18 protein-coding genes are annotated in these 19,380 nt (G+C 71.7%); 11 read left to right on the top strand and 7 right to left on the bottom strand.

The genetic code is table 11. The annotated features are described in order from the left end of the window. Positions 1-8 precede the first annotated feature (8 nt). The 5 genes from ACZ518_RS17800 to ACZ518_RS17780 all read left to right on the top strand — a co-directional run bounded on the left by ACZ518_RS17800 (position 9) and on the right by ACZ518_RS17780 (position 6,974). Positions 9-2,060: a copper resistance CopC/CopD family protein gene (locus ACZ518_RS17800; protein ID WP_469113942.1), complete on the top strand. Its 2,052-nt coding sequence runs from the start codon at positions 9-11 to the stop codon at positions 2,058-2,060. Positions 2,061-2,065: 5 nt separating this feature from the next. Further along, the gene (gene efeB / locus ACZ518_RS17795) at positions 2,066-3,349 is read left to right on the top strand and encodes an iron uptake transporter deferrochelatase/peroxidase subunit (RefSeq protein WP_469113941.1); all 1,284 of its coding nucleotides are present in this window, start codon (positions 2,066-2,068) and stop codon (positions 3,347-3,349) included. Positions 3,350-3,391: 42 nt separating this feature from the next. Continuing rightward, complete coding sequence (pheA, locus tag ACZ518_RS17790; RefSeq protein ID WP_469113940.1) at positions 3,392-4,327, top strand: prephenate dehydratase; 936 nt, start codon at positions 3,392-3,394, stop codon at positions 4,325-4,327. Positions 4,328-4,887: 560 nt separating this feature from the next. Next, entirely contained in the window at positions 4,888-6,165 is a 1,278-nt protein-coding gene (serS, locus tag ACZ518_RS17785) for a serine--tRNA ligase (RefSeq protein WP_401245595.1), read from the top strand. Continuing rightward, positions 6,162-6,974, top strand: coding sequence for an HAD family hydrolase (locus ACZ518_RS17780; RefSeq protein ID WP_469113939.1), 813 nt, complete (start codon positions 6,162-6,164; stop codon positions 6,972-6,974). Before serS ends, ACZ518_RS17780 begins: the two co-directional genes overlap by 4 nt. 172 nt (positions 6,975-7,146) lie before the next feature. Here ACZ518_RS17780 and ACZ518_RS17775 read toward each other — a convergent pair whose 3' ends face one another. Further along, positions 7,147-7,698 (bottom strand): hypothetical protein, encoded by a 552-nt coding sequence (locus tag ACZ518_RS17775; protein ID WP_469113938.1) that lies wholly within the window; start codon positions 7,696-7,698, stop codon positions 7,147-7,149. A gap of 165 nt (positions 7,699-7,863) precedes the next feature. Here ACZ518_RS17775 and ACZ518_RS17770 point away from each other — a divergent pair, with 165 nt between their 5' ends. Further along, complete coding sequence (locus ACZ518_RS17770) at positions 7,864-8,856, top strand: histidine kinase (RefSeq protein WP_469113937.1); 993 nt, start codon at positions 7,864-7,866, stop codon at positions 8,854-8,856. A 10-nt stretch (positions 8,857-8,866) separates the two neighbouring features. Then, positions 8,867-9,511: a response regulator gene (locus ACZ518_RS17765; protein ID WP_469113936.1), complete on the top strand. Its 645-nt coding sequence runs from the start codon at positions 8,867-8,869 to the stop codon at positions 9,509-9,511. Positions 9,512-9,550: 39 nt separating this feature from the next. On the opposite strand, the gene ACZ518_RS17760 is transcribed toward ACZ518_RS17765, so the two are convergent. The 5 genes from ACZ518_RS17760 to ACZ518_RS17740 all read right to left on the bottom strand — a co-directional run bounded on the left by ACZ518_RS17760 (position 9,551) and on the right by ACZ518_RS17740 (position 13,821). Next, on the bottom strand, positions 9,551-10,228 hold the full coding sequence (locus ACZ518_RS17760; protein ID WP_469113935.1) for a rhomboid-like protein: 678 nt from the start codon (positions 10,226-10,228) through the stop codon (positions 9,551-9,553). 84 nt (positions 10,229-10,312) lie between these two features. Beyond that, positions 10,313-11,032: an ABC transporter permease gene (locus ACZ518_RS17755; protein WP_469113934.1), complete on the bottom strand. Its 720-nt coding sequence runs from the start codon at positions 11,030-11,032 to the stop codon at positions 10,313-10,315. 14 nt (positions 11,033-11,046) lie between these two features. Then, positions 11,047-11,958 carry an ABC transporter ATP-binding protein gene (locus ACZ518_RS17750; RefSeq protein WP_469113933.1) on the bottom strand — a complete coding sequence of 304 codons (912 nt, stop codon included), beginning with the start codon at positions 11,956-11,958 and terminating at the stop codon, positions 11,047-11,049. Continuing rightward, positions 11,955-12,842 (bottom strand): ABC transporter permease, encoded by an 888-nt coding sequence (locus tag ACZ518_RS17745; protein WP_469113932.1) that lies wholly within the window; start codon positions 12,840-12,842, stop codon positions 11,955-11,957. Before ACZ518_RS17745 ends, ACZ518_RS17750 begins: the two co-directional genes overlap by 4 nt. Next, positions 12,832-13,821 (bottom strand): ABC transporter ATP-binding protein, encoded by a 990-nt coding sequence (locus ACZ518_RS17740; protein WP_469113931.1) that lies wholly within the window; start codon positions 13,819-13,821, stop codon positions 12,832-12,834. Before ACZ518_RS17740 ends, ACZ518_RS17745 begins: the two co-directional genes overlap by 11 nt. Before the next feature lie 212 nt (positions 13,822-14,033). On the opposite strand from ACZ518_RS17740, the gene ACZ518_RS17735 reads away from it, so the two are divergent. The 3 genes from ACZ518_RS17735 to ACZ518_RS17725 all read left to right on the top strand — a co-directional run bounded on the left by ACZ518_RS17735 (position 14,034) and on the right by ACZ518_RS17725 (position 17,767). Beyond that, positions 14,034-14,903 carry a M24 family metallopeptidase gene (locus ACZ518_RS17735; RefSeq protein WP_125813412.1) on the top strand — a complete coding sequence of 290 codons (870 nt, stop codon included), beginning with the start codon at positions 14,034-14,036 and terminating at the stop codon, positions 14,901-14,903. A gap of 5 nt (positions 14,904-14,908) precedes the next feature. Next, positions 14,909-16,681: an SDR family oxidoreductase gene (locus ACZ518_RS17730; RefSeq protein ID WP_469114020.1), complete on the top strand. Its 1,773-nt coding sequence runs from the start codon at positions 14,909-14,911 to the stop codon at positions 16,679-16,681. 171 nt (positions 16,682-16,852) lie between these two features. After that, positions 16,853-17,767 (top strand): MerR family transcriptional regulator, encoded by a 915-nt coding sequence (locus tag ACZ518_RS17725; protein ID WP_469113930.1) that lies wholly within the window; start codon positions 16,853-16,855, stop codon positions 17,765-17,767. Between the two features lie 115 nt (positions 17,768-17,882). On the opposite strand, the gene ACZ518_RS17720 is transcribed toward ACZ518_RS17725, so the two are convergent. After that, entirely contained in the window at positions 17,883-18,668 is a 786-nt protein-coding gene (locus ACZ518_RS17720; RefSeq protein WP_469113929.1) for an aquaporin, read from the bottom strand. Positions 18,669-18,800: 132 nt separating this feature from the next. Here ACZ518_RS17720 and ACZ518_RS17715 point away from each other — a divergent pair, with 132 nt between their 5' ends. Beyond that, entirely contained in the window at positions 18,801-19,340 is a 540-nt protein-coding gene (locus ACZ518_RS17715) for an RNA 2'-phosphotransferase (protein WP_469113928.1), read from the top strand. Positions 19,341-19,380: the final 40 nt, after the last annotated feature.

Below are 19,380 nucleotides of genomic sequence, written 5' to 3'. Positions count from 1 at the left end.
GACACGCCATGACGGCCACCGCCCCCGCTCCTCCTTCCGCCCGCGTTCGCGCCACGGCGTTCCTGCCGCGCCTCGCGCTGGTTCTCGCAGCCCTGCTGGCCACCCTGTTCACCGCGGCCGCCCCGGCCACGGCGCACGCGGCACTCACGGCGAGCGACCCCCAGGACGGGGCGGTGGTCGCCACGGCGCCCGCTCAGGTCACCCTCTCCTTCTCGGAGCAGGTCGCCATGGGCGACGACTCCATCCGCGTCATGGACCCGCAGGGCAAGCGCGTCGACACCGGCGAGCTGAGGGACATGTGCAGCGGATCGACCATCCGCTACGGCACCGCCCTGCACCCGGGCCTGCCCAACGGCACGTACACCGTCGCCTGGCAGGCCGTCTCCGCGGACAGCCACCCGATCTCGGGCGCCTTCACCTTCTCCGTCGGCGCCCCCTCGGCGACCAGCGTCACCCTGCCCGACCGGAAGGTGGGCGGCGGCCCCGTCGGCATCGCGTACGGCATCGCCCGCTACGCCGCCTACGCCGGGTTCACCGTCCTCGTCGGCGGCGCCGCCTTCATCCTGCTGTGCTGGCGCCGGGGCTCCGCGGAGCGCCCGCTGCAGAAGCTGGTGGTGCGCGGCTGGGTCACCCTGACCGCCGCCACCCTGGCGATGCTGGTGCTGCGCACCCCGTACACCGGCTCGGGGAAGTTCGCCGACGCCTTCGACCTCGACGGTCTCAAGGCCGTCCTGGACACCAAGACCGGTGCCGCCTTCCTTTCCCGGCTGCTGCTGCTCGGCGCGGCCGCGCTGTTCATCGCCGTGCTCTTCGGCGCTTACGCCCGCCGCCAGAAGGCCGCAGCCGCGGACGTGACAGGGACCGACGGCGCAGAGGACCGGGCCGAGGACAGCAAGGAGACGAGCGACCTCGCCTTCGGGCTCGGCATCGGCGGCTCGGTCGTGGCCGGCGGCATCGCCGCCACCTGGGCCCTTTCCGAGCACGCCTCCACCGGCATCCAGCCCGCGATCGCGATGCCGGCCGACATCCTGCACCTGCTGGCCGTGGCCACCTGGCTCGGCGGGCTCACCGCGCTGCTGGTTGCCCTGCGCAAGGTGCCGGACATCGAGCGGGAAGCCGTCCAGCGCTTCTCCCGGGTCGCCTTCATCAGCGTCCTGGTACTCGCCTCCACCGGCGTCTACCAGTCCTGGCGCCAGGTCGGCAGCTGGTCCGCCCTCACCGGCACCAGCTACGGCCGGCTGCTGCTCATCAAGGTCGCGCTCGTCGCCGTCCTCGTCGGCATCGCCTATCTCTCGCGGAAGTGGACCGCCCGGCTCGGGGAGGCCCGGGCCGAAGAGCCGGCGAAGGTGCTCGCGGGAGCCGATGTTTCACGTGAAACATCGATCGGGAGCACCTCGGGCGGTTCCGCCGGGGCCGACGAAGACACCGGGGCCGAAGACACCGGGGCCGAAGTCTCCGGCTCCGACGCCGAGACCGACACCGACCCGAAGCGGGCCGCCCAGCTCGCCCGGCAGCGCGCGGCCCGCGAGAAGGCCCGCGAGACCCGCGTCCGCGATTCCGATCCGGGCCGTGCCGGCCTGCGCCGCTCCGTACTCGCCGAGGCCGGAGTGGCCGTCGTACTGTTGGCCGTCACCACCGTCCTGACCAGCACGGAGCCCGGACGCGCGGTCGAGCGGGAGGCCGGCCGGGGCGGAGCGTCCACCACCGCCGTACCCAATCGCCCGGTCAAGATCACCCTGCCCTTCGACACCGGCGGCCAGAACGGCAAGGGCAACGTGCGGCTGGAGCTCGACCCCGGCCGGGTCGGCGCCAACACCCTCCACCTGTGGGCGGACGGCCCCGACGGCAAGCCCCTCGACCTCCCCGAGGTCAAGATCTCCTTCACCCTGCCGGCCAAGGAGATCGGCCCGCTGCCGCTCGCCCCGGACCGGGCCGCGGCCGGACACTGGACCGCGTCCGGGGTCCAGCTGCCGCTCGCGGGCGAATGGCGCATCGACGTGACCGTACGCACCTCCGACATCGACCAGACGACCGTCCAGAAGAACGTGAAGATCGGCTGAACAGCGTGACCGACAGCACCGGTAGCACCCCCGACATCGAGATCTCCCGGCGCCGACTGCTGGGCACCGTCGGCGCCGCGGGCGCCGCGGGGCTCGCACTCGGCGCCACGGGCGGCGCGCTCGTGCAGTCAGCGGTCTCCGACTCCCCGGCCGGCTCCCCCGGAGCCGCCGGGTCCCTCGCTTCCCTCGGCGCCACCCGGGTCGCCTTCCACGGGGACCACCAGGCCGGGATCACCGACCCGCTCCAGGCCAAGGGCCACGTCCTCGCCTTCGACCTGGCGCCGGGGGCGGGGCGCAAGGAGGCCGCCGCGCTGCTCCGCCGCTGGTCCGACACGGCCAGGCGGCTCATGGCGGGCGAGACCGCCCCGACCGCCGACAGCGGGATCGCCCTGGACGCGGGACCGTCCTCCCTCACCCTCACCTTCGGCTTCGGCCACTCCTTCTTCGACCGCACCGGCCTCACCGCGCGGCGGCCGGTGGCTCTCGACCCGCTGCCCGACTTCTCCTCGGACCGGCTCGACCCCCAGCGCAGCAACGGCGACCTGTGGGTACAGATCGGCGCCGACGACGCGCTCGTCGCCTTCCACGCCCTGCGCGCCGTACAGAAGGACGCCGGGGAGGCCGCCCGCGTGCGCTGGCAGATGAACGGCTTCAACCGGTCCCCCGGAGCGACGGTCTCGCCCATGACCGCCCGGAACCTGATGGGCCAGGTGGACGGCACCGCGAACCCCCGGCCCAAGGACCCCGACTTCGACAAGCGGATCTTCGTGCCGGACGCGGGCCCCGGACCCGCCGAGCACGCCTGGATGGCCGGGGGCTCGTACGCCGTCGTCCGCCGGATCCGGATGCTGCTCGACGACTGGGACAAGCAGTCCCTCGCCCAGCAGGAACAGGTCATCGGCCGGACCAAGGCCACCGGCGCACCGCTGACCGGCGGCGACGAGAAGACCGCGATGGCCCTGGACAAGCTCGGCCCCGACGGCAAGCCGGTCATCCCGTCCAACGCCCACGCCCGGATCTCCGCCCCGGCACAGAACGGCGGCGCCGCCATGCTCCGGCGGCCCTTCTCGTACCACGACGGCATCGGTGCTGACGGCAGCCCCGACGCCGGCCTGCTGTTCGTCTGCTGGCAGGCCGACCCGCTGCGCGGGTTCGTCCCGGTCCAGCGCAAGCTCGACCGCGGCGACGCCCTGTCGGAGTTCATCCGCCACGAGTCCAGCGGGCTGTACGCCGTCCCGGCCGGGCCCCGCGACGGGGAGTACGTCGGGCAGCGCCTGCTCGAAGGGTGAACAGCACCGCACCGGCGGGTGGCCCGGCATTAGGCTGACCGCATGTCGGCCACCCGCTTCACGTATCTCGGTCCCGAGGGCACTTTCACCGAAGCCGCCCTGCGCACGCTGCCGGAAGCAGCCACCCGGGAGCTCGTCCCGATGGTGTCCGTCCCGGCCGCCCTTGACGCCGTGCGCAACGGCGAGGCCGCGGCGGCGCTGGTGCCGATCGAGAACTCGGTGGAGGGCGGGGTGACCGCCACGCTCGACGAGCTGGCCTCCGGCGAGCCGCTGATGATCTACCGCGAGGTGCTGCTGCCCATCGCGTTCGCGCTGCTGGTGCGGCCCGGGACCGAGCTGTCGGACATCAAGACGGTCACCGGTCATCCCGTCGCCCAGCCGCAGGTGCGCAACTGGCTGCGGACGCACCTGCCGGACGCGTTGTGGGAGTCGGCTGCCTCCAACGCCGACGGTGCCCGGCTGGTGCAGGAGGGCCGCTTCGACGCGGCCTTCGCGGGCGAGTTCGCCGCCGCCACCTACGGGCTGGAGGCGCTGGTCACCGAGATCCACGACGCCCAGAACGCCGAGACCCGCTTCGTGCTCGTCGGGCGGCCCGCCCGGCCGGCCGCGCCCACCGGCGCGGACAAGACCTCCGTCGTGCTGTGGCTCGGCGACGACCACCCCGGTGCGCTGCTGGAGCTTCTCCAGGAGTTCGCCGTCCGCGGGGTGAACCTGATGCTGATCCAGTCCCGCCCGACCGGCGAGGGCATCGGCAACTACTGCTTCGCCGTCGACGCCGAGGGGCACATCTCCGACCGCCGGGTCAGCGAGGCGCTGATGGGCCTGAAGCGGACCTGCCCCCAGGTGCGCTTCCTCGGCTCCTACCCGCGCGCCGGGGTCGCGCTGAGCGAGGTGCGGGCCGCGCGGCCGGGAACCTCCGACGGCGACTTCACCGAGGCCTCCGACTGGCTGACGCGCTGCCTCGACGGCCGGGCGTAGTACTCCGTCCACTGTCCACAGAGTTATCCACAGGCCGAGATGGGGACCTGGGGACAAGTCGACAGAGCGGCGCGACAAGGTCGACATATCGGCCGGGTGGCCCAGGTTTCGCGCTGGGGAGCGGCAGGTGAACGGCGTCACCCCCGTATCACCGATCAACTCTTTGGAGCGAGCCATTCCCACCCGAATGAGTGTGTGAGGGCGGTTTGAACCCTGATCGGCCCGGACCGGTCGCGGATGCCTATTGATCTAATTCGATGTCCACAGATCCGGCACACAGCCTGTGGATAAGAGTGCCCCGGGAGGAATTCCTGTGGACAAGGGCCGCCCCCCTCCCACCCTCCGGCCCTGCTCAGACCCCGCGCACCGATCGCCGTTGTGCCCCTTTTCGGAGAAAGGAGCCGATTTTATCGACCGGCCCGCAGGGTCTGGATCCGGCCGCCCGGCGAGTGCGGGACAAGCCCGGACCCAGCCATTTCCATTCGCCCGAATTGGGACATAGCGACACGCAGCGTGATATCGGTGTGAGCCCGGGAAGCCCAGCCCGGTAGCCTGGAGGGGTGATTGACCTCCGGCTGCTCCGTGAAGACCCTGACCGTGTCCGCGCCTCGCAGCGCGCCCGTGGAGAGGACGTCGAACTCGTCGACGCACTGCTCTCCGCCGACGAGCGCCGCAGGTCTTCCGGCATGCGCTTCGACGAACTGCGCAACGAGCAGAAGTCGCTCGGCAAGCTCATCCCCAAGGCCTCTCCGGAGGAGCGGGCCGAGCTGCTGACCAAGGCCGAGCAGCTCAAGCAGGACGTCAAGGCCGCCGAGGCCGAGCAGAACGAGGCGGACGAGGCTGCCAAGCAGCTCCTGCTCAAGCTCGGCAACATCGTCCACGAGGACGTTCCCGTCGGCGGCGAGGAGGACTTCACCGTCCTGGAGACCCACGGCACGATCCGGGACTTCGGTGCCGAGGGCTTCGAGCCCAAGGACCACCTGGAGCTCGGCGAGTCGCTGGGCGCCATCGACATGGAGCGCGGCGCGAAGGTGTCCGGCTCGCGGTTCTACTACCTCACCGGTGTCGGCGCCCTGCTGGAGCTCGCCCTGGTGAACGCGGCGATCGCGCAGGCCACCGAGGCCGGCTTCATCCCGATGCTGACCCCCGCGCTGGTCCGCCCGCGCGCCATGGAGGGCACCGGCTTCCTCGGCCAGGCCGCGGAGAACGTCTACCACCTGGAGAAGGACGACTACTACCTGGTCGGCACCTCCGAGGTCCCGCTCGCCGCGTACCACATGGACGAGATCATCGACGCCGAGAAGCTGCCCCTGCGGTACGCCGGCTTCTCCCCTTGCTTCCGCCGCGAGGCCGGTACGTACGGCAAGGACACCCGCGGCATCTTCCGCGTCCACCAGTTCGACAAGGTCGAGATGTTCTCCTACGTCGCGCCGGAGGACGCCGAGGCCGAGCACAAGCGGCTCCTGGAGTGGGAGAAGCAGTGGCTGACCAGCCTGGAGCTGCCGTTCCAGGTGATCGACGTCGCGACCGGCGACCTGGGCGCCTCCGCCTCCCGCAAGTTCGACTGCGAGGCCTGGATCCCGACCCAGGGCAAGTACCGCGAGCTGACCTCCGCCTCGAACTGTGACGGCTTCCAGGCCCGCCGCCTGGCGATCCGCTACCGCGACGGCAAGAAGACCGCTCCGCTCTCCACGCTGAACGGCACCCTGTGCGCCGTACCGCGCACCATCGTCGCGATCCTGGAGAACCACCAGCAGGCCGACGGCTCCGTGCGGGTCCCCCCTGTGCTCCGCCCCTACCTGGGCGGCCGCGAGGTCCTGGAGCCGATCGCCAAGTGAGCCCCGCTCCGTTCCCGTACAAGCTCGTCGCGACGGACCTCGACGGCACGCTGCTGCGTGACGACGGCACCGTCTCGGAGCGCACCCGTGAAGCGCTCGCCGCGGCCACCGCGGCGGGCGCGGCGCACATCGTCGTCACCGGCCGTGCCGTGCCCTGGACCCGGCACGTACTGGACGACCTCGGCTACCGGGGGATCGCGGTGTGCGGGCAGGGCGCCCAGGTCTACGACGCGGGAGCGCACCGGCTGCTGACCTCGGTGACGCTGGACCGGCAGCTCGCCGGTCTGGCCCTGTCGAAGATCGAGGCCGAGGTGGGTCCGCTGGCGCTGGCCGCCAGCCGTGACGGGGTGGAGGGCGAGGTCCTCTTCGGCCCCGGATACCAGGTGCAGGAGGGCCTCCCGGCGCTCTACCTGGAGGACACCGCGGAGGTCTGGACCGCCCCGCTGAACAAGCTCTACATCCAGCACCCGGGGATGGGCGAGGACGAACTCGTCAAGGTCGCCCGGGAGCTCGTCGGCAACCTGGTCGACATCGTCATGGCGGGCCCGGGCATAGTGGAGATCCTTCCGCTGGGCCTGAGCAAGGCCACCGGCCTCTCGCTCGCCGCACGCCGGCTGAAGGTCAAGGCCGCGGAGACGATCGCCTTCGGCGACATGCCCAACGACATCCCCATGTTCGGCTGGGCCGCGCACGGCGTCGCCATGGCCAACGCCCACGCGGAGCTGAAGGCGGTGGCCGACGAGGTAACGACCTCCAACCAGGAGGACGGCATCGCGGTGGTCCTGGAGCGCCTGCTCGGCGCCGCGTAGCAGTCGGGGCGCAGCGTCCCCGGGACGCAGCACCCGGGACCGGACGTACGAGAGGTCCGGGACGGCCCGCGCCGCGAGGCGCGCTCGAAGTGGCCGTCCCGGACCTTTTGTTACTCCCCGCACCACTCACTGTGCCCCGGCCGCACGGACCGTACCAGCGAATTTCCGCCGGTCAGCCGTGGAGCCGGCGACGCCGCCAGTAGGCCGCCGTCACGAAGGCCAGGAGCGGCCCCCACAGCAGCAGGGGGGCGTAGCAGAGGGTCATGAACCAGTACGCGGCCCCGCTGGGAGCCGTCGGGCTCTGGGTGAAGTTGGCGTTCCATGCGAACGAGGAGAGCACGGTGACCGCGGTGACGGCGGCGGCGCCGAGGACCGCGGGAACCACCGCGACCAGCGGCGGGATGCGGCGGCCGCCCAGCCCGGGGATCCAGCGCGGCACCTCCTCGCCCCACCGTTGCACGAGGCCCAGCGTGAGCAGGCCCAGGCATTCGGCGAAGGCGCTGAGCGCGATGAGGTAGAGCGATCCGATGCCCGGGAAGTTGTCGGCGTGCAGCGCGTCGCCGGCTCCCCAGCCGACGGGGATCCCGACCGCGATCAGTACGCGCCACAGCCCGCTCGGGAGGAGGGTCAGGGCCGCGGCCTTCGCGGCCCAGCGGACCGGACGCGAGACACCGGGGACGACGGAGACAGCGGAAGCGGCCGGGGCGGGGGCGGTGAGAGTCACGGGTCCAAGTCCTGTTCAGGAGGCGGCTGGTGGTGCTTCAAGCCTCGTCCGGCGGGGTCCGCGAAACCATCGGCCGATCAGCAGGTTCAGGAGTGCCTGCAGCCGGATCCGCCTCTGCCGAACGGCAGATGGAACGGGCCCGGCCCGGCTCGTAGGGTCGGCGGCATGACCGTGAATCCGCGTGCCCTGTACGCCCCGGCGCTGGCCTGTGCCTCCGTGCTGTCCCTCGGCGGGTCCTTCGCCCGGGTGCCCGCGGAATGGACCCTGGCGGGGATGGCTCTGCTGCTGCCCCTGCTGGCGCTCGTGGCCCGGTGGTCTCCGGTGCGGCCCGCCGCCGTGGCCGGCGCCCTGGGCGTCGCGGCGGTCTCGATCTGGCCGGTAGCGCTGCTGCGGGCGGACGGGGCGTCGTGGCTGGAGTGCAGCGGGGCGGCGGCGTTCTGGTCGGCGCCCGCTCTCGCCGCACTGGCCCTCGGCGGCCACCTGCGCAGGCACGAAGGCAGGACGCGGCGGGCCGTACGGGACGCCCGGCGCGGTCAGCAGCTCGAACTGGCCCGCGATCTGCACGACTTCGTCGCGCACGACGTGAGCGCCATCGTGGTGCAGGCCCAGGCGGCCCGGTTCGTCGCCGGAAACGATCCCCGCCAGGCGGTCCTCGCCCTGGAGCGCATCGAGGCGGCCGGCCTGAGCGCGCTGGCCTCGATGGACCGGACGGTGCACGCGCTGCGCGCGGCGGGCGGCGGCCCCGCCACCCCGGCACCGGGGCTCGCCGAACTGCCGGAGCTGGTGGACCGGTTCGAGGGAGGGGTACTGGATACCGAGGAGCAGGCCCTGGCCGCTCTGTCGCGCGAGGCGGACACGACGGCGTACCGCGTCGCGGTGGAGGCGCTGACGAACGTACGCCGCCATGCGCCCGGAGCGGACTCGGTACGGGTGAGCGTCCACCGGGCTCCCGCGGGGATAGAGCTGAGCGTGGCGAACACCGCGCCGCCGCGCGTACCCCGGGGCCTCCTCGGCCGCCGGCGCGGTGGCGGGACAGGGCTCGCGGGCCTGCGGGAGCGGGTGGAGGCTGCGGGCGGCGCCTTCGGAGCGGGGCCCGACGAGTCCGGGGGATGGAGGGTTTCGGCGGTCTTCCCACCGGTCGGCGCCCTTCAGGGGTGATCATGGCAGCGTGACCACCAGCATCCTGATAGCCGACGACCAAGAGGACATCCGCAGCGGATTCCGGCTGATCCTCGACTCCCAGCCGGACATGACCGTGGTGGGGGAGGCAGCCGACGGGCAGAGCGCCGTGGAGCTGGCCCGGCGGCTGCACCCCGACGTGGTGCTCGCCGACATCCGCATGCCGCGCCTGGACGGGCTGGAGGTCACCCGGCTGCTGTCCCCGCAGACCCGGGTCGTGGTGGTGACCACCTTCGACCAGGACGACTACGTCCACACCGCGCTGCGCAACGGGGCCTGCGGCTTCCTGCTGAAGCGGTCGGGCCCGACGCTGCTGATCGAGGGAGTGCGGGCGGCGATGGCCGGGGACACGCTGATCAGCCCTCAGATCACCGTACGGCTGCTGAGCCGGCTGTCGGGGCCCGGGACCAACGCTGCTCCTGTGCCGCCCGAGCAGGTGCTGACGGGGCGCGAGCTGGAGATCGTACGGCTGGTGGCACGAGGCCGTACGAACGCCGAGATCGGGGCAGAGCTGTTCATCAGCGCCGGTACCGCGAAAACGCACATCGCGAACGTTCAGGCCAAGCTGGGGGCCCGGAACCGGGTGGGGATCGCCGCGTGGGCCTGGGAGCACGGAGTGGTCGGCCCCGAGTAGGGCCCAGCAAGGACCCCGATGTTTCACGTGAAACACGGGTCAGGCTCGTGTTTCACGTGAAACATCGGGGTCAGGTCCGTGCCCGGGCCCATGCGGATCGCGGTGCAGGGTCAGCGGCCAGGCGAGGAGCCCTACGGCGAGCGAGGTGGCGTGGCCGAGGTCGGTGAAGGTGCCCCCGGTGAGCAGGGGCAGTCCGAAGAAGGCGACCACGCCGAGGAGGTAGCACCATCTCCAGGGGTTCGGGAGCCGGTAGGTCAGCACACCGATGGAGGCCGCCAGCCCGTAGCTGACGCCGATGTCGACGACGTGGGTCATGCTGTGCGGCGCACGGTGGTCCTGGATGGCCATCAGGAGCACCTTCTGGCTGATGAGGGTGGCGACGACATGCGCGGTCGCGACGATCAGGAGCCAGCGCAGGGTGCCGAGCCATCGCTCCACGGGGGCGTGGAAGAACTCGAAGAGCACGGCGTACAGGGCGAGCGAGGCGGGGTTCTCGATCCAGAAGGCGCTGCTGAGCAGTGCCCGGACGGGGTATTTGACCAGCTGGTGGATGTTGCTGCTGTTGCGGTGGAGCAGCACGTGGTCGAGCCGGTCCGGGGCGATCGCCACGACGAGGCTGGTGACGGCGACGATCAGCAGCCATATGTGCGTGCCGGGCGAGGAGCGTATCCAGGACCGCAAGGGCCTGGACGGCTCAGGCTCGGGGTGCTGGATCATGCACCCGATGATGCCCCGCGAAGCTGTGCCCCGCCCGGCCGGTGGGCCGGGCGGGGCACGGTCGTGGACGCTGCCGGCGGGGTCCTACTCCTCGCCGGCGAGGGTGAGGCGGCGCAGCTTCTGGCCCGCGTACACGGTGGCGCCGACGGTGACCGCGAGGAGCAGGACCACCGCGGTGGGCAGGCCGACGCTGGCGTCGACGTACCCCTGTCCGGCGACCTTCTCGGCCAGGGCCAGGGCCCACTGCTGGACGCTGAGCGTCTTGGCTCCGGAGACCAGGCTGCCGAAGAGGGACTCCCAGATGAGGGCGTAGACCAGGCCGAAGACGACCGCGTGCCGGCTGACGGTGCCCAGCAGCAGGAACAGGGCGCTGTAGGCGATCGAGGCGACGAGGGCGGCCACGGTGTAGGCGATGGCGATCTGCTGGCCGTTGCCGTTGAGGATGAAGCCCGCGATCAGGGTGGGGATCGCGGAGAAGGCCATCGTGACCGCGATCGCGATGATCAGCTTGGTCATGATGATCGTCGGCCGCTTCACCGGCTTGGAGAGCAGGTAGACGATCGAGCCGTCGTCGATCTCGGGGCCGATGGCGCCGGTGCCGGCGATGACGCCGATCAGCGGGACCATCGTCGCGAGGGCGAAGCCGCCGAGGAGGTCGGCCGCCACCTTGTCGTCCACACCGGTGAAGAACCGGACGGCGATGGAGATGACGATCAGCAGTGCGGGCAGCGCGAAGAGGATCAGCGCGCGGCGCCTGCCGAGCAGGGCCCGGTAGGTGAGCCGGGCGACGGTGGGGTTGTACATGGGTGCCAGCTCCTTCAGGCCGCGACGAGGTAGGAAAAGACCGACTCGAGGGACTCGTCGGAGGGGGAGACCGTCAGCAGCCGGATGCCGTGCTCGCGGGCGACGCGCGGCAGCAGCTCGGTGAAGCGCCCGAAGTCGACGGCCTGGATGCGCAGCGCGCCTTCCTGGAGGTCGACCTCGATGCCGGCCGTGGAGGGGTCGGCGATCAGGGCCGCGGCGAGCGCCCGGTCGTCGGAGGAGCGGACGAGGTAGCGGTGCGGGCGGTCCGTCATCAGGCGGCGGATCTTGCGGAAGTCGCCGGATGCGGCGTGCCGGCCGGCGACGACCACCTCGATGTGGGAGGCGAGCTGTTCGACTTCCTCCAGGATGTGGGAGGAGAACAGGACGGTGCGGCCCTCGTCGCCCATCCGCCGCAGCAGGTCCATGAGCTGCATGCGCTGGCGCGGGTCCATGCCGTTGAACGGCTCGTCGAGCAGGAGCACCGACGGCTGGTGGACGAGTGCGGAGGCCATCTTCACGCGCTGGCGCATGCCCTTGGAGTACGTGGCGATCTTGCGGTCCTGGGCGTACTCCATCTCGACCGTGGCGAGCGCGCGCTGGGCCGCGGCGTCGTCGAGCCCGTGGAGCTCGGCGTTGGCCACGACGAACTCCCGGCCGGTGAGGAAGTCGTACATCGCCTCGCGCTCGGGCACGACGCCGATCTGCTTGTAGACCTGCTCGTTGCGCCAGATCGGCGCACCGTCGAGGGTGACGGTGCCCGTGGAAGGGGCGAGGAAGCCGCCCATCATGTTGATGAGGGTGGACTTGCCGGCGCCGTTGGGGCCGAGGAGTCCGGTGACGCCGGGACCGATGCGCATGGTCACGTCGTTGACGGCGACGACGTTCCCGAACCAGCGGGAGGTGTGGTCGATGTCGATGATGGTCACAGCCCGGCCTTCCGGTAGCGGGCCATCAGGGCGGCGTAGGAGCCGACGATGAGGCCGAGTACGACGAGCAGGTACACCACTCCGGTGGCGGCGGAGGGGCCCTCGCCGCCCGGGAAGGCGGAGGTGGCGCCGAGGAAGGCGGTCTGCACCCCGTCGATCAGCGAGATCGGGGAGAACAGGCCCATCCACTCGATGGCCCCGGTGTTCCCGGTGGAGTAGGCGACGGCCTGGACGGTGGAGACGGCTCCGTAGGGGATGAGCAGCAGGGCGATGACGGCGGCCACGCCGAAGCCGCGGCGCGGGGTGAGTGCGGCCATGACGAGGCCGAGGCCGGCGAAGAGGAGCGACAGCAGCAGTACCGACACCAGTCCCTGCCCGAATCCCTTGGTCTGGTGACCGAAGTCGAACTTCGCCAGCAGCGAGCCGATCCACATGATCAGCAGCGGGGTGGCGGTGAGGATGAAGAGGGCCGAGGCCATGGCGGCGTACTTGGCCAGCACGTAGTCGACCCGCTCGATGGGCCGCGAGAAGTACAGCGGCACGGTCTTGAAGCGCAGGTCGCGCGAGACCGACTGGGGCGCCTGCGAGGCGAGGTAGAGGCCGATGACCACCTGCGTGGTCAGGGCGTACGTCGTGTACTTGATCGGCAGGTCGCTGGAGCCGGGGACGGCGATGGCCACCGCGACGATGATCAGCGCGGGGATGCACATCACCGCGAAGAGGATCATCGGCAGCACCTTGGACTTGGCGGAGCGGCCGAGTCCGTACGCGCCCCGCAGGGACTGCGAGAACAGCGAGGTGCGGGCGTAGCCGCGGCCGAGCCGGGGGCCGTCGTAGGACCGGTAGCCGATGTTGTGGATCTGGGTCGAGGTCTCAGGCGCCATCGGTGCCGGCTCCCTTCGGGTGGGCGGGGGACGAGGGCCGGTCGCTGTCGCGGAAGACCTCGGCGATGTGGTGGCGGCGCTGCTCCATCCGGACCAGGCCGAGGCCGAGGTCGGCGACGGTGTCGCGGACGGTGTCGTACGTCTCCTCGCCGGTGGCCTCGACGAGGAGGATGTGGCCGGCGCCGGGCAGGCCCTGCTCCTCGCCCGCGTGGAGGGTAATGCCCGCCGCGGTCAGCGCCTTGCGCAGGGCGGCGGAGCCGTCCGGGTACGCGTCGGAGTCGGTGACCTCGACCGCGAGGGTGGTCGTGGTCTGGGTGAAGTCGCTGGTGGAGCTGGAGCGCAGCAGCTTGCCGCCGTCGACGACGACCACGTGGTCGCAGGTCCGCTCCAGCTCTCCGAGGAGGTGGGAGGTGACCAGGACCGAGATGCCGAAGTCGGTGTAGACGCGGCGGATCAGGCCGAGCATCTCGTCGCGGCCGACCGGGTCGAGGCCGTTGGTCGGCTCGTCAAGGAGGACCAGTTGCGGGTCGTGGACCAGCGCCTGGGCGAGCTTGACCCGCTGCTTCATGCCGGTGGAGTAGCCGCCGATGGGGCGGTAGCGCTCCTCGTACAGCCCGACGTGGCGCAGGGTGTCGGCGGTGCGCTCACGGGCGGCGGTGGGCGGTAGGCCGGACATGCGCGCCATGTGGACGACGAACTCGGTGGCCGAGACGTCGGGCGGCAGGGCGTCGTGTTCGGGCATGTAGCCGACCCGTTCGCGGATGGCGCTGCCATGCGTGGCGACGTCCAGTCCGAGCACGGCGGCGCGGCCCTCGGTGGCGGGGGACAGTCCGAGCAGGATCTTGATCAGCGTGGACTTGCCGGCTCCGTTGGCGCCCACGAGGCCGGTCACGCCGGGCCCGATGTCCAGGGAGAGCCGGTCGAGGGCGGTCACTCGGGGGTACCGCTTGCTCAGGCTTTCGGTCGCGATGACAGTCACGGCTTCGACGTTAGTGCCGCCGGGGCCGCCGATCGTCAGACCTGGAGCGGGATCGCGTATCCGCCTTGAGGACTACGGACCCTGACGCAAGGCTGATGCCGGCGAAGTTTGTCCACAGGTCCCTGCAGGGGCCTTGACGTGATCTCCGCCCATTGTCACATTCATCAGTGGCAGGTTTCGGGAGCGTTGGGCGACAGGGACGGACGGCCGGCATGACTGGGGACACCAAGCAGCGCACCGCGCACGACTCCGGGCAGCTTTCCGCCGGGCTGCGCGGCTTCAGGGAGGTCCAGCGGCTCGCGTACGAGTGCGCGGAGACCGTGGCGGCGCAGCTGCGCCCGGGAGTGACCGAGCGCGAGGCGGCGCGGATGCAGCGCGAATGGCTGCGCGAGCGCGGGGTACGGGACTGGTTCCATCTGCCCTTCGCCTGGTTCGGGGACCGTACCGCCTTCGCGAACTTCAAGATCCCCCTCCAGTTCTTCCCGACCTCGCGGCGGCTGGAGCCGGGGATGCCGTTCATCCTCGACATGGCGCCGGTGTACCGGGGCTACGCGGCCGACATCGGCTACTCCGGCAGCCTCGGCCTCAATCCGGTGCAGGACAGGCTGATGTCGGACCTGCGGCCGCACCGGGAGCTGATCCTGGAGCAGGTGCGCGAGCGCCGGCCGCTGCGGGAGATCTACGAGAACGTCGAACGGCTGATGACCCGCCAGGGGTACGCCAACCGGCACCGGGCCTACCCCTTCGGCGTCATCGCGCACAAGATAGACCGGGTCAAGGAGCGCCGTTGGTCCCCGACCGCGTTCGGTTTCGGCACACAGTCACTCAAGGGTCTGGCCTCCGACGCCCTGCACGGGCACCGGGAGGGCTGGTCGCCGCTGTGGAGTCCGTACCACTTCTCCGACCACCCGCCGCAGCCCGGTCTGTGGGCGGTGGAGCCGCACCTGGGCTTCCGGGGCACCGGCGCGAAGTTCGAGGAGATCCTGGTGGTCACCGACTCCCGGGACCCCGAGGAGAGCGCGTTCTGGCTGGACGACGACCTGCCGCACGTGCGGCGCTGGGCTGAGGAGAAGGCGGCATGAGCGGGATGAGCGGGACGGCTCTGGAGGGTGCGCGCGAGCGCCGGGTGAGCACCGGCGGGATCGAGCTGTGCGTCGTCGAGCTCGGTGAGACGGGCCGGCCGACCGTGGTGCTGGTGCACGGCTACCCGGACAGCAAGGAGGTCTGGTCGGAGGTCGCCGAGCGGCTCGCGGACCGCTTCCACGTGGTGCTCTACGACGTACGCGGCCACGGGCGGTCCTCGGCTCCGGTGCCGCTGCGCGGGGGCTTCACCCTGGAGAAACTGACCGACGACTTCCTCGCCGTGGCGGACGCGGTCAGTCCGGACCGGCCGGTGCACCTGGTCGGCCACGACTGGGGCTCCGTGCAGGGCTGGGAGTTCGCGACGGTCGCCCGTACCGAGGGGCGGATCGCCTCCTTCACCTCCATGTCGGGGCCCTCCCTCGACCACTTCGGGCACTGGATCAAGCAGCGGGTGAGGCGGCCCTCTCCGCGCCGGACCGCCCAGCTGCTGGGCCAGGGCGTCCGGTCCTGGTACGTGGGCATGCTGCACACTCCGGTGCTGCCGGAGCTCGCCTGGCGCGGCCCGCTCGGCAAGCACTGGCCGAAGCTCATCGAGCGCAGCGAGGGGATCCCGGTCGGCGGGTATCCGACGGCTTCACTGTCCTCCGACGCGGCGCACGGCGCCTGGCTCTACCGGGACAACGTGCGGGCCCGGATGAGCCGGCCCCGCACCGACGCGTACGCGCACGTACCGGTGCAGCTGATCGTCCCGACCGGGGACGCCTTCCTGTCCGAGCGGCTCTACGACGACGTGGAGCGCTGGGCGCCGGGACTGGTGCGGCGGACCCTTCCCGCGAAGCACTGGATCCCCAGGACCCGGCCGGACCAGGTGGCCGCGTGGATCACCGACTTCGTGACGGCCCGGGAGGAACCTGCCGCGCGGGCGCCGGAGCAGCGGGCTCCGGGCAAGTACGCGGACCGGTTCGGTGGACAGCTGGTGCTGGTCACCGGCGCCGCCAGCGGGATCGGGCGGGCCACCGCGTTCGCGTTCGCCGAGGCCGGGGCCCGGGTCGTGGCGGTCGACCGGGACGGCGAGGGCGCTGCCCGCACGGCCGAGATGGCACGGCTCGTCGGTGCCCCGGAGGCCTGGGGCGAGTGCGTCGACGTCAGTGACGAGCAGGCGATGGAGAAGCTCGCGGTGAAGGTCGCCGCCGAGTACGGGATCGTCGACGTGCTGGTCAACAACGCGGGGATCGGTCTCTCGGGCTCCTTCCTGGAGACCGGCTCCGAGGACTGGAAGAAGGTCCTGGACGTCAACCTGTGGGGGGTCGTCCACGGCTGCCGGATCTTCGGGAAGCAGATGGCCGAGCGGGGGCAGGGCGGCCACATCGTCAACACCGCCTCCGCGGCCGCCTACCTGCCCTCCCGGACGCTGCCGGCGTACAGCACCTCCAAGGCCGCGGTCCTGATGCTGAGCGAGTGCCTGCGCGCGGAGCTGGCGTCCAAGTCGATCGGTGTCTCGGCGATCTGCCCGGGCATCGTCAACACCAACATCACGGCCACCTCCCGGTTCGCCGGGGTGGACGCGGCCGAGGAGAAGCGCCGCCAGGAGCGCTCCTCGCGGCTGTACGGGCTGCGCAACTTCCCCCCGGAGAAGGTCGCGGACGCGATCCTGCTGGCCGTGGTGAAGAACAGGGCCGTGGTCCCGGTGACGCCCGAGTCCAAGGCCGCCCTGTTGATGTCCCGCTTCGCGCCGAACGCCCTGCGCCGGATCGCACGGCTGGAGCCCCGGCTGTGATGCCGTGCGACGGCATGCGCGGCACGGCCATACCCCGCTCCTGCCCGCGGTCGTACCATCCCTCGCAGGAGGGCTCGCTGCTCGAGGCGGTCGAGTACCTGGCGGCATCTCCTGCCGCCCGGACCGCGGCGGGCGCGGTCGGCCGAGCCGCCATGTCGTAGGGAGCCGGGATTGTCCGATCAGGCGGTAGCCGAGTACCGGATCGAGGATCTGGCCCATCACAGCGGGGCGACGGTGCGCACGATCCGGGCGTACCAGGACCGCGGCCTGCTGCCGAAGCCGGAGCGGCGGGGCCGGTCCAACGTCTACCGGGACACGCACCTGGCCCGCCTGCGCCAGATCGCGGACCTGCTGGACCGCGGCTACACCCTGGCCTCCATCAAGGAGCTGCTGGAGGCCTGGGACGCGGGGCGCGGGCTGGGCGGCGTACTCGGCCTGGTCGCCGAGGTGCACGGGCCCTGGACCGACGAGGAGGCCGACCGGATCAGCCGGGAGGACCTCAACGCGCGGTTCGGCGGCCTGCCCGACGACGACGCGGTGGACGAGGCCTGTGAGCTGGGGGTGCTGGAGCGGATCCCCGGCCGCCCGGAGGAGTTCCTCGTGCCCTCGCCGCAGGAGCTGGCCGTCGCGGCCGAGCTGTACGCGGCGGGGGTGCCCCTGGGGGCGATCACCGGGCACCTGCGCGAGCTGCGCGGGCAGGTGGAGCACATCGCCTCGCGCTTCCTGGAGTTCACCACCGAGCACGTCTTCGCCCGCTACCTCGGGCAGGTGCCGCCGACCGACGCCGACGCAGCCGAGGCGGCGACGATGGTGCGCAGGCTGCGGCCGCTGGCCCAGCAGACGGTGGACGCCGAGCTGGCGCGGGCGATGCGGCTGTTCGCGACCCGGCACCTCCAGCGCCACCTGGGTGCTCCCGGTGCGGCGCAGCCGACGGGCCCCGCCCCGGTGGCCCTGCCCGCCGGGACGGTGCGGGCAGTCCAGGAACTGGTGGGGCCGGAGCACGTGGCGGAGTTCGTCCGGGCCGCCACGGAGCGAGAGCTCCAGGCCCGGACGATGAACGATCTGGCCAGCAGGGGCGGCCGGTAATACTCGATCGGTAGTCCACAGGGGGTCCCCGGGGCGAACCGCTCAGATGTCGCCGAAACCCGCCGAAACGGCTGTGGACAACTCCCGTCCGCCTGTGGGCAACACGGATGACCGACTAGACGACGGCCTCGAACGCCGAGCCCGGGCGAGGGATATCGGCCACCGAGGCCTCCGTCTCCGGCTGTCCGGATCGCGGCGCCCCGGTGCCGCCGTCACGGCGCTCGCGGCCGTAGAGGAGCGCTGCCAGGGCGAGTCCGAGGACGCCGCCGAGCAGCTGCGCCGCGACGAAACCGGGCAGCGACTGCGGGGCGATGCCGGTGAAGGAGTCGCTGAAGGCCCGGCCGACGGTGCCGGCGGGATTGGCGAAGGACCCCGACGAGGTGAACCAGATCGCGGCGGCGATGTACGCGGCGACCGCGGCCGGGATCAGCCTGGGCCGCCCGATGCGGCCGAGACCCTGGATGACCAGGACCAGTCCGGCGGTGGCGACGATCTCCCCGATCAGCAGGTGGCCGCCGTCGCGGACCTGGGTGGAGAAGGTTCCGGGGGTGCGGCCGAACATCGTCTCCGCCAGTACGGCACCGCCGATGGCGCCGGCGGTCTGGGCGGCGGCGTACGCGAAGGCCTCACGCGCGTCGAGTCCCTCCCCGCCGGTGCGCCGTGCCCACCAGGCGGTGAGGGTGACGACCGGGTTGAGGTGGGCTCCGGAGAGCGGGCCGAAGAGGGTGATGATCAGGCCGAGGCCGATCGCGGAGGCGAGCGAGTTGGCGACGAGGGCGACACCGGTGTCGCGGCTGAGGTTCGCGGCCTGAATGCCCGAGCCGATCACCACCACGAGCAGGCCTGCGGTGCCGATGAGCTCGGCAGCCGCACGCCGAAGCAGTGAGGCCTTATTTGTCATAGTTTCTCCCTCTGATAAGTCGTGATGCGGAAAATGTATTCCGTATCTTGGAAAGATGATAGGGGGGTGTCCCGCCCGACCGAGGGTGGAAAATCGCTGCCCGGGGCCCCTGCGAGCCGCCAAGCTGGGGACATGGATGACCGACGCGCCGTGAAGGTGTCCAAATACGTCTCGAAACACCTGCGGCACCAGCCGGAACGGATCGGACTGGTGCTCGACCCCCAGGGCTGGGTGGAGATCGACGATCTCCTGCGGGCCGCCGCGGAACACGGATTCCCGTTCAGCAGGGCCGAACTCGACCACGTGGTCGCCGCCAACGACAAGCAGCGGTTCGCCGTCGATGGCACCCGCATCCGGGCCAGCCAGGGGCACACCGTCGCGGTGGACCTGGGCCTGCCGGAGGCCGAACCACCCGCGTACCTCTACCACGGCACCGTGGCCGCAGCCCTGGACGCGATCCGCGCCGAAGGCCTCCGCCCCATGGCCCGCCACCACGTGCACCTGTCGCCCGACCGCGAGACGGCGACCCGGGTCGGCGCGCGCCGGGGCCGGCCGGTGGTCCTCGCCGTGGACGCCGCGGCGATGCGTGCGGCCGGGCACGTGTTCCGGATCAGCGCCAACGGGGTGTGGCTGGCGGACGCCGTACCGCCGGAATTCCTCCGCTTCCGCTAACCGCCCGGGGACCGGCGGCCCGGGCGGAATTCACGGAGTG

It is taken from the genome of Streptomyces sp. NPDC033966 (genome assembly GCF_055575955.1).
This window is presented reverse-complemented; position numbering and strand designations above follow the sequence as displayed.

What these genes read in the sequence shown, in the direction of transcription:
- ACZ518_RS17800 (WP_469113942.1), top strand. Translation starts at nt 9, where the DNA reads ATGACGGCCACCGCCCCCGCTCCTCCTTCCGCCCGCGTTCGCGCCACG.
- ACZ518_RS17770 (WP_469113937.1), top strand. Translation starts at nt 7,864, where the DNA reads ATGACCGTGAATCCGCGTGCCCTGTACGCCCCGGCGCTGGCCTGTGCC.
- ACZ518_RS17735 (WP_125813412.1), top strand. Translation starts at nt 14,034, where the DNA reads ATGACTGGGGACACCAAGCAGCGCACCGCGCACGACTCCGGGCAGCTT.
- ACZ518_RS17720 (WP_469113929.1), bottom strand. Translation starts at nt 18,668, where the DNA reads ATGACAAATAAGGCCTCACTGCTTCGGCGTGCGGCTGCCGAGCTCATC.
- ACZ518_RS17745 (WP_469113932.1), bottom strand. Translation starts at nt 12,842, where the DNA reads ATGGCGCCTGAGACCTCGACCCAGATCCACAACATCGGCTACCGGTCC.
- ACZ518_RS17755 (WP_469113934.1), bottom strand. Translation starts at nt 11,032, where the DNA reads ATGTACAACCCCACCGTCGCCCGGCTCACCTACCGGGCCCTGCTCGGC.
- ACZ518_RS17760 (WP_469113935.1), bottom strand. Translation starts at nt 10,228, where the DNA reads ATGATCCAGCACCCCGAGCCTGAGCCGTCCAGGCCCTTGCGGTCCTGG.
- ACZ518_RS17730 (WP_469114020.1), top strand. Translation starts at nt 14,909, where the DNA reads ATGAGCGGGACGGCTCTGGAGGGTGCGCGCGAGCGCCGGGTGAGCACC.
- pheA (WP_469113940.1), top strand. Translation starts at nt 3,392, where the DNA reads ATGTCGGCCACCCGCTTCACGTATCTCGGTCCCGAGGGCACTTTCACC.
- ACZ518_RS17715 (WP_469113928.1), top strand. Translation starts at nt 18,801, where the DNA reads ATGGATGACCGACGCGCCGTGAAGGTGTCCAAATACGTCTCGAAACAC.